At 51.4% G+C, this 12,105-nt stretch carries 8 protein-coding genes; 6 read left to right on the top strand and 2 right to left on the bottom strand.

Going from position 1 to position 12,105, the window contains the following annotated elements; all coding sequences use genetic code 11:
• Positions 1–168 precede the first annotated feature (168 nt).
• Positions 169–3,042, top strand: coding sequence for a beta-galactosidase GalA (gene galA / locus ACO0LM_RS15635; RefSeq protein ID WP_423038198.1), 2,874 nt, complete (start codon positions 169–171; stop codon positions 3,040–3,042).
• A gap of 123 nt (positions 3,043–3,165) precedes the next feature.
• Here galA and ACO0LM_RS15640 read toward each other — a convergent pair whose 3' ends face one another.
• Positions 3,166–4,539 carry a BNR-4 repeat-containing protein gene (locus ACO0LM_RS15640; RefSeq protein WP_423038199.1) on the bottom strand — a complete coding sequence of 458 codons (1,374 nt, stop codon included), beginning with the start codon at positions 4,537–4,539 and terminating at the stop codon, positions 3,166–3,168.
• 249 nt (positions 4,540–4,788) lie between these two features.
• Here ACO0LM_RS15640 and ACO0LM_RS15645 point away from each other — a divergent pair, with 249 nt between their 5' ends.
• Both ACO0LM_RS15645 and ACO0LM_RS15650 read left to right on the top strand, forming a co-directional pair.
• Positions 4,789–5,277 carry a MerR family transcriptional regulator gene (locus ACO0LM_RS15645; RefSeq protein ID WP_423038200.1) on the top strand — a complete coding sequence of 163 codons (489 nt, stop codon included), beginning with the start codon at positions 4,789–4,791 and terminating at the stop codon, positions 5,275–5,277.
• Positions 5,210–6,241, top strand: a complete 1,032-nt coding sequence (locus ACO0LM_RS15650) for an aldo/keto reductase (protein ID WP_423038201.1) — start codon at positions 5,210–5,212, stop codon at positions 6,239–6,241. The genes ACO0LM_RS15645 and ACO0LM_RS15650 overlap by 68 nt, the downstream gene beginning before the upstream one ends.
• 98 nt (positions 6,242–6,339) lie before the next feature.
• On the opposite strand, the gene ACO0LM_RS15655 is transcribed toward ACO0LM_RS15650, so the two are convergent.
• On the bottom strand, positions 6,340–7,785 hold the full coding sequence (locus ACO0LM_RS15655) for a DUF4157 domain-containing protein (protein WP_423038202.1): 1,446 nt from the start codon (positions 7,783–7,785) through the stop codon (positions 6,340–6,342).
• A gap of 514 nt (positions 7,786–8,299) precedes the next feature.
• Between ACO0LM_RS15655 and ACO0LM_RS15660 the strand changes: the two genes are divergently transcribed.
• The 3 genes from ACO0LM_RS15660 to ACO0LM_RS15670 are packed head-to-tail and all read left to right on the top strand — an operon-like array spanning position 8,300 to position 12,031.
• Positions 8,300–9,454, top strand: a complete 1,155-nt coding sequence (locus ACO0LM_RS15660) for an FIST signal transduction protein (RefSeq protein WP_423038203.1) — start codon at positions 8,300–8,302, stop codon at positions 9,452–9,454.
• A 3-nt stretch (positions 9,455–9,457) separates the two neighbouring features.
• Positions 9,458–11,545 (top strand): EAL domain-containing protein, encoded by a 2,088-nt coding sequence (locus ACO0LM_RS15665; RefSeq protein ID WP_423038204.1) that lies wholly within the window; start codon positions 9,458–9,460, stop codon positions 11,543–11,545.
• A 51-nt stretch (positions 11,546–11,596) separates the two neighbouring features.
• The gene (locus tag ACO0LM_RS15670; protein ID WP_423038205.1) at positions 11,597–12,031 is read left to right on the top strand and encodes a cupin domain-containing protein; all 435 of its coding nucleotides are present in this window, start codon (positions 11,597–11,599) and stop codon (positions 12,029–12,031) included.
• Positions 12,032–12,105 lie beyond the last annotated feature (74 nt).

A 12,105-nucleotide genomic window follows, 5' to 3' on the forward strand; every position in this document is an offset into this window, starting at 1 on the left:
GCGACGAGGGGAAAATGTGTATCAGAATTTCCTGCATCCCGGATACCAGTCAAGATTTTGATTGTTTCTACGCGCAGCTTCAAGCCTGCGCATACTCTCATAGAATATCTTGCGCCTCACCTGTTCCTCATCATTCCGCTCCAATGGATAAACATCACTACAGAAAATATGACATCAATCACCACATCAGTCAGACTGGGATGGAGGCTCTATGCCATCAGTATTCTGGTCCTGTGCTCGTCCCTGTTTTCATCTCTGGCCCTTGCCGATAGCGGGCGTGAGCGTTTGTCGCTGGACCGGGGCTGGTTATTTCACCTGGGGGATATCCCCATGCCGGAAATAAAAGGGCATGGCGCAACCTATGGCAATGCCAAAGCCGGCAATGCCCAGGGTGCGGCGGCGACCAGATACAATGACGGTGACTGGCGCAAACTGGACCTGCCGCATGACTGGGCAGTGGAAGGGCCATTCGATCCCAAGGCGAATGTGTCACAAGGCTACCGGCCACGCGGCATATCCTGGTATCGTCGTTATCTGCGGGTGGATGAAAATGAACGTGGCCGTTATTTTGAATTGCAGTTTGACGGTATTGCCACCCATGCCAGCATCTGGGTGAACGGCAATATCGTGCATCGCAACTGGTCAGGCTACAATGCCAGCAATATTGATATCACGCCCTATCTGCGTTATGGCGACACCAGCAATACCATCGCCATCCGTGTCGATGCCGAGCAGATGGAAGGCTGGTGGTATGAAGGTGCTGGCATCTATCGCCATGCATGGCTGCTGAAATCGAATCCTGTACACATCATTACCGACGGTGTGCATGCAACACCCAAGCAACTGAATGACAAGCAATGGCAAATCCCGGTAGAAGTAACGCTGGATAACAGCGGCAAACAAGCCGCAGACGTCAAGGTAGAAGTCACCGTCTTCAGTCCCGACAATAAAGCCATCGCCAGCAAGACACAAACTGTCAGAGTCCCCTTGCTGGGGAAGACCACGGCCAGTTTGCCTGTAACCATCAAACAGCCGGAACGCTGGACTTTGGAAAAACCTACGCTATACAGCGTTAAAACCGTGGTACTGCAAGACAGCAAGACGATTGATGAAGTCCATCTGAAGACTGGTTTTCGCAGCATACGCTTTGATGCCCAGCAGGGCTTCTTCCTCAATAACCAGCATGTCAAGCTGCAAGGTGTTTGCCTGCATCAGGACCATGCCGGAGTGGGCGTAGCCGTACCAGATTCCATCTGGGAATACCGCCTGCGCCGCCTGAAGGAACTGGGCGTGAATGCGATACGCTTTTCGCACAACGCACCGGCACCCGAGGTGCTGGACATGGTAGACCGCATGGGTTTCCTGGTCATGGATGAAAACCGCAATTTCAATCCCTCGCCAGATTATATGAAGCAACTGGAATGGATGGTGCGGCGTGATCGTCATCACCCAGGTGTGATCCTGTGGTCAGTATTTAATGAAGAACCGGTACAAGGTACAGAAACCGGCTATGAAATGGCACGTCGCATGACAGCTGCCGTCAAAGCCCTGGATGATACCCGCCCGGTAACAGCAGCGATGAATGGCGGTTTCTTTACCGCATTGAATGTGTCGCATGCGGTTGATGTACTGGGGGCCAATTACCAGGTGCCGGATTATGATCGCTATCACAAGGCCAATCCAAACAAGCCCTTCACTAGCTCAGAAGATACGTCAGCCTTCATGACGCGCGGTGAATTCACCACGGATAACAGCAAGAACCTCATCGCCAGCTATGACGATGATTTTGCCAAATGGGGCAATAGCCACCGCGATGCCTGGCAAGCCATAGACAGCCGCCCCTATGTCGCCGGCGGTTTTGTCTGGACCGGCTTTGATTATCGCGGCGAACCGACGCCGAATGAATGGCCATCGGTCAGTTCGGTATTCGGCATCATGGATTTGAATGGTTTTCCCAAGACTGCCTACTATATGCACCAGGTCCAGTGGATCAAAGATCGCCCGCTGATCCACATCGCCCCGCACTGGAACTGGCAAGGCCAGGAAGGCAAGGAAATCCGTGTCATGGTGATGGCCAATGTGGAACGCATCAAACTCTTGCTGAACGGCCGTGAGCTGGGCGAGCAACAAGTTGACCCTTATCGCATGAATACCTTCAAGGTCGCGTATGAAGCTGGCAAGCTGGAAGCATTTGGCTACAAAGGCGGCAAGGAAGTAGTCCGCACCAGCGTCGACACCACGGGCAAGGCGGTCGCGCTGGAATTGTTGCCAGACCGCGCATCACTGGCAGGCGATGGTCGTGACGCCATGCCGATTACCGTGCGTGCACTGGATGCGCAAGGCCGCGCTGTCCCGATAGACCATAGCGAGGTCAGCTTTGAAATATCCGGTGCTGGCCAGTCCATAGGTCACGGCAATGGTGACCCAAATTCGCATGAGGATGAAAAAGGCAAGACACGCAAGCTGTTTAATGGTCTGGCACAACTGATCGTGCAAAGTCATTTTGACGGCAGTGGGGAATTGCTGGTCAAGGCTACCGCACCTGGTTTGCAAGCGGCCAGTGTACGCATCCCAGTGAAGAAAACGGCGGTTATACCCTTTGTCGCGGTGAGCGATGCCCCCATGCTGTACTTGCAGAACTGGCGCATCTCGCCAGCCTATGCAACACGGCCAGACCCTAACCAGGCACTGGCAGACAATGACATGAATACCTGGAACTGGGGCCAACCACCTCTGCTGGAAGTTGCTGCCAAGGGGAGTGATGAAAAGGCGAACCATTTCCATCTGTTCCGCAGCAATTTTACCCAGGATAAAAGACTGGGTAGCGGCAAGGCGCGCCTGCTGTTTGCACGCATCAATGGCAAGGCAGAAATCTGGCTGAACGGGAAATTGCTGGGATCAAAAACCTCGCTGGGTACAGGTGACCTCAGTGTTGACTTGCCTGTCGGCGAAGGACCGGCACAACTAACGGTACTGGTGGAAGCCGAGCCCGGCAAAAAAGCCGGACTCGAAGGAAATATTATTGCAGAACCCAAAAAATAGGTGCTGCCATTCAGGGCGCCTTGACTGTGCCGCATTCACGAACAAGCTGGGTATTTGTGTGCAACAAGCAAACAGCTACCCAGCTCATCAAGCTCATACTCTGATCAGATCGTAAACAGGGGCTCAGGGCTTTGCAGGATTGAAAACAAACAGTTTCAAATCTGTGGCCGGTACGATCTCTGTCAATGGCAGGTCACGGTGTGGTGCCTGCGTCGTCCATGCCAGCCGGTATATCTGTCCCTTGCTATCTGTCGTAGCTGTCGTATTGATCTGCATGTCTGGCATAGTTTTCAGATAGGCGCTGAACATTTCGTTCACACCAGACACTGCGTTTTCTGTCACTGGTTCCAGTGATCTGGAATCTAGCGTGAATTCCAGTCTTTGCCCAAGGCGTGTCACTGCCACCAGCAATTGTCCGGGCTTGCCTGGACGTGCGCCTTCGACAAAGATTTCAGAATTCAATGATCCGTTACCTTTAAAGTCCCAGCGATAATTAGTCCAGGCGCTGATCTGCTTCAATTTCCATCCAGCCTTTTCATGCCGCGCCAGCCAGATTTGCGTATTTCCTGCAGCATCGTATTTATGGTAAGTGATGATGGCACGCCCAGCTTCATCAAAACCCAGCACCGTATTATTATTGATCATGCCACCACTCACGGGCACGGGGTCCACTATCTCGGCCTGCTTCAGACGTATCGGCAATGTCAGAGCGCTGCCGTCGGCACGTTCCCAATGCACGAGATCGCGGCTTTTTGCATAAGACAGGTCATGGTTGGTTTCGGCACTGGGCGATTCACGCCATACCCAGGCGACATGAAAATACCCATCACTCCCCCTGGTCGGCCCCATGAAGTAAGCATTGCGCTGCCCTTCACCGTCTGTCAGCGGACTATTTGTCAGGGCTTTCCAGCTTTGTGATTTTTCATCATAGATGGTATAGATTTCATTGCCACGACCACTGCTGCCATCACGGTATTTGAAAATCAATTGCCCCTGATGGTTTTTCAAGAATACCGGATAGGTCATCGCTTTTTCACGCGCCATGTCCAGCAATTTCGGCACCCGCTGCAAGCTACGGACATCACCTGATGCATCCGAACGAAACATCGTCAACGGGTCCACATGCATATTGGCGGCAATATGCATGGCACCAGACGCATCCAGTGCCATTGCGATCAGGTTATGACTATCCCAGCCCAGCCAGGTATCAAGTTTGTGATAGACCCAGTGGCTGGGTGCATTCAATGGTCGCTGCGCCACTGTCAGTTGACGATTGGCATCATAGTAAGCCAGATACAGATGGTCTTTACTGGTAGTCATGGCAAACGGTACCGGATGCCCTGACCAGACCTTGTCTATCGCTTCTATCGATATGGGTACCTGAGCAGGTGCCGAAGCAGATGCAGATACAGGTGTAGGCGCTGATGTATCAGCAATTGCCAGATGACTGGACGCCAGTGCCAGCATGAATACCAACGGACGGCTGATCTTCAGCATAGGTGATCTCCTTGATTTTTTTATCCGACAGCAATGCTGTTTTTCCAGCTGACTGTCATGAACCTGTCCTATAGACGGCTTACGATTATAGGTTTAAGGACCAGGGCAATGACCATGATCACCTTCTTCAGACGCATACGCGCAAAACTTTGATTGGAACGGAAATTTGGCACTGTTCACGAAGAAAATCAAAATAAGGTCTAATATGGTCTTGACTTAGAGCGCACTCTAACTTCTACACTCCTTGCCATGACGACACCCCTGACCATACAGCAAGCTGCTGCGGTAACCGGATTAACTGTTCACACCTTACGTTATTACGAACGCATAGGCTTGCTGGACCCGGTGACGCGGCAGGACAACACGCACAGGCTGTACCGCGAGGAAGATATCCTCTGGATACAGTTTTTGCTGAAGCTGCGCACCACCGGCCTGCCCATACGCGACATGCTGCGGTATGCCGAATTGCGCAGGCTGGGCAATACACCAGACAGTCTGTCAGCACGGAAAGACTTGCTGCAACAGCATACCCATACCGTGGAAAAGACGCTCGCTGAACTGCAAAGCAATCTGAAAGTCTTGCACCAGAAGATCATCATGTACGATGCGCTGGAAGCAGCCCTGCCAGCGAACGTCGTCACTCAACCATCGTTTTCCGAGGACGTTTCCAATGAGCACAACAAACAAAATATCAGCCAATATTCCGAACCACATACCAAGGCGCCGACTGGGCGTTGACGGCCCCCTGGTTTCTGCCATCGGCCTGGGCTGCATGGGCATGAGTGAATTTTATTCCCATCGCGATGATGCCGAATCCATCGCCACCATACACCGCGCGCTGGAACTGGGTATCAACTTCCTGGACACGGCAGATGTCTACGGCCCGTACACCAATGAAGAACTGGTCGGCAAGGCGATCAAGGGCAAGCGCGAGCAATGTTTTATCGCCACCAAGTTCGGTATAGTACGCAACCCGGCGAATATCAATGAACGCGGTGTCAGTGGTCGCCCGGAGTATATACGGACATCGGTGGAAGCCAGCCTGAAACGCCTGAGCATAGAAACCATAGACCTGTATTACCAGCACCGTATTGACCCCACTACACCGATAGAAGAAACCGTTGGTGCACTGGCAGAGCTGGTGAAAGCAGGCAAGATCCGTTACATAGGTTTGTCCGAAGCCTCACCTGCCACGCTGGAGCGCGCCCATAAAGTACATGCGATTACCGCGATGCAAAGCGAATATTCACTCTGGACCCGGGACCCGGAACAAGGCGTGCTGGCCATGTGCCGTAAGCTGGGCGTGGGTTTTGTGCCATACAGCCCTTTGGGTCGAGGCTTTCTGACGGGTGCGATTACCCGGCCAGACCAGTTTGCGGAAGATGACTACCGTCGCAATAGCCCACGTTTTCAGGGTGACAATTTCAACAAAAATCTGCTGCTGGTCTACAAGGTAAGGCAGCTCGCCACGCGTTATGCCTGCACACCATCGCAACTGGCACTGGCCTGGGTGCTGGCGCAGGGTGATGATATCGTGCCTATTCCAGGCACCAAGCGCAGGACCTACCTGGAAGAAAACAGCAAGGCCCTGTCAGTCCAGCTGACGGCCAGTGATCTGGAAGAACTCAATCTATTGTTTCCCATGGATGCAGCAGCCGGAAGCCGTTATACCGCAGAAGGCATGAAAATACTGAATGGCTAACGTGGCTAAACCCTAGCCGTCAAGGCTGATGCGAGCAAGCCAACTGGCTTCATGAAGTGTACTGGGGGCATGAGCAATTTTGCTTCCGGTACCAGCCATCAATAATTTTCATTGATGTTCTTGACCCATTTGTTCCATGCGCCTTTATTATTATTCTGGAACACCGCTTCATCCCCTGAATCGATATAACTCTGTATTTCTTCGGCACTGTCTTCACTAATCGACAATTGTTTCAAATTCCAGACCAGCGTGGTCATGCCCAAGGTGCTCTTGCCTGCATCTATGCGCATGCGCTCTTCCACGTCCTGCTCTATCGGCCGGTAGCCAATCGGTGTCTTGCCTTCAGAGTATTCGATATCGTCATCAGTAAAGTTGGTGTCGTCACTCATGGCGGCTTTTTTATTATCAAGATTGCTTTCGTTTTCCGCACTGGTCGATGCATCCGGTTCGGAATGCACTTTCAGCTTTCTCAGCCATTGGGTGTCGTTGCCATCTGCATCAACCGGTGCCAGTTCACATTCAAAATCGGCGATACCTTTTGCGTCATCCCTGCCGGTCACCTTGACTTCATACCTGAGCCAGCTTTTCAAATCATTAATCCAATACTTTGCCCGTTTCTCTATATATTGGTAGTGATGCGAATTGGCTTGTGCAGTAATGGGAAAAAGATTTTGTTCCGATCCCGGGCCGCCCAGATCACCATTCAATAAATGTCCGCGAATATTGACGCCATTTTTTTTCATATGCGTACTGAAATGTTTTCTGGCAACAAAAGAATTTGGCTCGCCTCCCTGGGGGTGATCCGGCCCCAGGGGGTTAGCCACCATGGAAAGACCAACGGTCTCCTTGGAGGTAGTTAGTCTCCCGGTTTCAAAACTGACTTTGGTTTTCTTTATATTGGCCGTACTGGCTTTATCACTATAGCCTTTGAGTTTGGCACTACGGCTATCATCACTATCGTATGCGATCGTTGCCGCAGCACGCTGAACCACAGAGCTTCCATCGCCAGCCATCTGCAGGGTAGGTCTGACCCGGCCCTGGGCCTGTTGCACGACATGCCAGGCTTCATGCGGAAGATGTTGTTCTTGCCCCGGCGCGACATGAATGTCACTTCCCTGGGCATAGGCGTGTGCCTGCAACTGTGCCGGTTGTGCGGAATCATAGTGCACCTTGACATGATCCATGCTCATGCCGGAAAGCGATTCGATGCCGGCCTTGAGTTGATGGGGCAAGCCTGCATCCTTGGCAGCTTGCTGGCCATTCTGCTGGGCTGCATTCTCACCATCAAATTTCATCTGGCCAGGCTTGCCCTGCAAGTAGCCTGGCATGGTGCGTGCCGACCTGGCATCCATCATGGCCTGGTAGGCCTTGAGTTGCATTGCCTGTGGGCTATTGGCCGCCATTTCCTGCAGCTTGCGCTGTGCAATGGCTTGCGGACGCAGATCCACGAACCCAAGCGGATTGGCGAATTGTTGCAAGGGTTTATCCTGTGCAAACGCATTCTGTCTTGAGTCTTCAGCAGGTGTACTGACGCGCGATTTCATGTGTGCCCTGATGACAATTCCCGATGATGGCAAATTTCCATCATAATTTAACACGCACAAAAAGTCAGGTAAAACATGAGGCCAGGATTTAATCCCTGCCCGTTACCCACAGTTATAGATAGCTACAGCGCAAGCCCAACCAGATCACACGTGGTGCGCTGTGAGAGTATAGTAGTTGGTACCTTTAGCCTCGGAATAGCTGTAACCACTGCTGGCAGTGATGGCACACGATCCCAACTGGCCAGCCCCAGCCTGACAATGCTGTAGTGCCTATGATTTCCACCACCGGAGTCGCGGCCATGTCGGTCAGAAGCGTGGTCCAAATGCAGGGAACATAGACATGGATAAACGCACATTCGTTTTGCAAAAAAAGCATTAATTTAACATTGTCGAAATGTCATACCATGAAAACAATAATGTGAACAATTCTGCATAATCTTTCAATTAGACAACTCATCGCATACAATTTAGTGCGCGAATCAGCACAAACCAATTAGCGCCATGGGAGCCAAGCATGCACGTATCGCAGACCGTTTTCCACGCCGGCCAGTTACCGCTGTTCTCAACGGCTCCTTCGCATCACGCCAATCAACTGATCCTGCTTTTCGCGAGTACAGCGCTGCTGTCTGATCCCGCCAATTTTCTTGCCGTCCGTACTGCGTTTCCAGATGCCCTGATTACAGGTTGTTCCACGGCTGGCGAAATTCATGGCACCACCGTCAGTGACGACACGATCGTGGTGACTGTTATCAATTTTGAACACACCCGGCTGCGGCTGTCCAAAGTTGATATCACCGATGCATCACAAAGTTTTAGTGCAGGCCAGGCAATCATTGAAGGTCTGCCGCCAGATGATCTGGCACATGTGTTGATCTTCTCTGATGGATTGAAAGTGAATGGAACAGAGTTGACGCGTGGCCTGAAGGCCAGTCTGGCTCCACATGTTGAAGTAACTGGTGGTCTTTCAGCAGACGGCGCCAATTTTGAGAAAACCCTGGTCTGTGCCAATGATATTCCGGCGGATAGCCAGATCGTGGCTATCGGCTTGTATGGACAACGTATCAAGGTCAGCTATGGCTCACTCGGCGGCTGGGATTCTTTCGGACCAGACCGGCAGATCACTCGTTCCAAAGGAAATGTTCTTTACGATCTGGATGGCAAGCCTGCCCTGGAGTTATATAAAAATTATTTGGGTGAACACGCCGCTGGCTTGCCATCTACCGCCTTGCTATTTCCACTGTCGTTAAGAAATGCCTGGCAACATGGAAGCGACGCCACAGGAAATAACGGCCTGGTACGCACCATACTGGCTATTGACGAAACCGATCAAAGCATGACCTTTGCCGGAGACATGCCAGAAGGTGCCTATGCACGTTTGATGAAAGCCAATTTTGAGCGACTGATAGATGGCGCCAGTGGTGCTGCACAAATTTGTGCCGGATCATCATCCAATCCGGCTGAACTTGCCTTGCTGATCAGTTGTGTCGGACGCAAACTGGTACTCAAGCAAAGAATAGAAGAAGAGGTCGAAGCAGTGCACGAGGTACTGGGTGCACAAACCATGCTGACCGGTTTTTATTCCTACGGCGAGATTTCTCCCCACATGTCTGGCGGCCCCTGTGAATTGCATAATCAGACAATGACTATCACCACCTTCCTAGAGATCTGATCTATGCACAATCTGCTTAGACGCCAGATCAACCGTTTTATGGGAAGTGTTGAAGCGCTTCCGGCAGAATTTGACAAACTTTTCGCAGCGATTGATGCCACCTACAAACAGGCAGACATCGACCGCGAGATGACCGAACGTTCACTCGATATCGCGTCACAAGAAATGCTGGCACAAAATAGTAAACTGGCAGAAGAACTGAAAGTGCGCAAAAGTGCCGAATCGAAATTGATCTACCTGACCAATTACGATGATCTGACTGGTCTGGTCAATCGCAATCTTTTAAATGATCGCCTGGAGCATGCGCTGGCCAGCGCCGCAAGACATACACACAGGGTGGTACTGCTGACTTTGGGGCTGGATCATTTTAAGGTCATCAATGATAGTTTGGGACCTGGGGTTGGTAATGAATTACTGAAAATCATCGCCGAGCGACTGAGCATCTGCGTACGCGGCAGCGATACCGTTGCCCGTTTGGGCGGCGATGAATTTGCCCTGATCCTGACTGAGCAAAGCGAAGAAGGCAGCAATATTGACGCGCCACTTGTGGGCAATAGCAACGATTTCTTTTATCCGCACCTGACAGAAATTTTGCAACGGATATTAATTGCTGTTTCAAGAATAATCCTGCTGGCAGACCAGGAATTGCAGGTTACTTGCAGCATAGGCGTTAGCCAATATCCTAAAGATGGCGACAATGCAGACTTGCTGCTGATGAATGCGAATGCCGCATTAAGCAGCGCCAAACAATTGGGCCGCAATAACTATCAGTTTTATACATCCGATCTGAGTACCCGGCTGAGCGAAAAGCTGACCATGCAAGGCAGGCTCAGACTGGCACTGGAAAGGGAAGAATTCATTTTGCATTATCAGCCACAGGTTGATTTGCGCACAGGCCGGGTGGTGGGTCTGGAAGCCCTGGTACGCTGGAACCAGCCAGAAATCGGCATGATTCCACCTGGCAGTTTCATCAGCCTGGCAGAAGAAACCGGCCTGATCATTCCTATCGGCGCATGGGTCATACGCACCGCCTGTATCCAGTGCAAGGCTTGGCAAGATGAAGGATGTGGCACCTACAGGATTGCTGTCAATCTGTCAGTACGCCAGTTCGGCCAGCCCGACCTGCTGACTTTTATTGCTGAAGTATTAGCAGAAACTGGCCTGGCCCCAGAATGCCTGGAGATAGAGTTGACTGAAAGCCTGGTCATGACCGATGTGGAACGCTCCATCGATATCTTGCGCGGACTCAAAGCCCTCGGCGTGCAGTTGTCGATTGATGATTTTGGAACTGGTTATTCCAGCCTGTCTTATTTGAAGCGCTTCCCTATTGACGTATTGAAGATAGACCAGACCTTTGTACGCGACATAGAAAAATCGGATGATGCGGCCATCGTCAAGGCCATCATTTCCATGGCGCATAGCCTGGGCATGCACGTTATCGCCGAAGGTGTGGAAACCGAAGCACAATGCGAATTTTTGCGCTTCCATCTGTGCGATGAAATTCAGGGCTATCTGTTTTCCAAAGGCTTGCCAAAGGATGAAATAGAACTGTTGTTGCGTGAAAAACGGCAACTTCCTGACCGGCTCTTGCATTTTTCCAGTCATGTCCGCACCCTTCTACTGGTCGACGATGATGAGAGCATCCTGGCGGCACTCAGGCGCGTGTTACGTAATGAACAATGCATCATCCTGACGGCAAGCAGCGGACAGGCCGGGCTAGATATACTCGCCGGACAAAAGGTTGACGTCATCATCTCGGACCACCGCATGCCAGGCATGACAGGTGTCGAATTTTTGTATAAAGTGACGCAAAAATATCCGGAAACGATCAGACTCATCCTGTCCGGCAATGCGGACTTGCAATCCATGATAAATGCCATCAATGAAGGCACAATTTACCGCTTCATGAACAAGCCATGGGATGATTTTCAGTTACGCTGGCATCTGAGCGAAGCATTCAGGCACAAGGAACTGCTGGACGAAAACAGACGTCTTAATCTGGAGATACAGACCAGCAACCTGGCTATCGCCAAAGAAAATCGTAAAGTTATAGACGCCGTACCAGTCAAAACGCAAACAAGCAGACCCTGATCCGGATGGCAGAGAAACAGGAGAACAGGGGACAGGGAAATAGAGGAATCGATGAAACTATCCACCACATTCATTTGCAGCTTACTTTTCACCTGGACAGGATTATGCGTTGCCGCACCAGCAGACGCTGCGCGCCCGATGATAGTCGTGAATGAAGAAGATGTAAAACGTGATGAACCACCACCCCACGGTGCCATAGGTATGTCTACTGCTTATCGCATCAGTGACGCGGCACCAGCGCCGCGCAGCATGGAATTCAGGAAACGCATCCTGCATCCCAAGGCAGAAATTGGCTTGCACCGCATAGACCACGACGAAGTTTATTACGTACTCTCTGGTGAAGGTATAGTCCATTCTGACGGCATGACCCAGACCCTGAAACCAGGCATGGCTGCGTATTTATACAAGGGTGCCACGGTTGGTATCAAACAAACCGGGACACAGCCACTGAGTTTGATCGTCAGTTATCCCACAGTTGCGCATTGATAATAACGTATTAATACAGGCAATCAATTGCGAAGGACGATGCTGTCGACATCACCATGGCACCGCCCTTCGTT

This window comes from Undibacterium sp. Di26W, assembly GCF_049340265.1.
Classification (GTDB): Bacteria; Pseudomonadota; Gammaproteobacteria; order Burkholderiales; family Burkholderiaceae_D; genus Undibacterium.

What these genes read in the sequence shown, in the direction of transcription:
- ACO0LM_RS15650 (WP_423038201.1), top strand. Translation starts at nt 5,210, where the DNA reads ATGAGCACAACAAACAAAATATCAGCCAATATTCCGAACCACATACCA.
- ACO0LM_RS15660 (WP_423038203.1), top strand. Translation starts at nt 8,300, where the DNA reads ATGCACGTATCGCAGACCGTTTTCCACGCCGGCCAGTTACCGCTGTTC.
- ACO0LM_RS15665 (WP_423038204.1), top strand. Translation starts at nt 9,458, where the DNA reads ATGCACAATCTGCTTAGACGCCAGATCAACCGTTTTATGGGAAGTGTT.
- galA (WP_423038198.1), top strand. Translation starts at nt 169, where the DNA reads ATGACATCAATCACCACATCAGTCAGACTGGGATGGAGGCTCTATGCC.
- ACO0LM_RS15670 (WP_423038205.1), top strand. Translation starts at nt 11,597, where the DNA reads ATGAAACTATCCACCACATTCATTTGCAGCTTACTTTTCACCTGGACA.
- ACO0LM_RS15640 (WP_423038199.1), bottom strand. Translation starts at nt 4,539, where the DNA reads ATGCTGAAGATCAGCCGTCCGTTGGTATTCATGCTGGCACTGGCGTCC.
- ACO0LM_RS15655 (WP_423038202.1), bottom strand. Translation starts at nt 7,785, where the DNA reads ATGAAATCGCGCGTCAGTACACCTGCTGAAGACTCAAGACAGAATGCG.
- ACO0LM_RS15645 (WP_423038200.1), top strand. Translation starts at nt 4,789, where the DNA reads ATGACGACACCCCTGACCATACAGCAAGCTGCTGCGGTAACCGGATTA.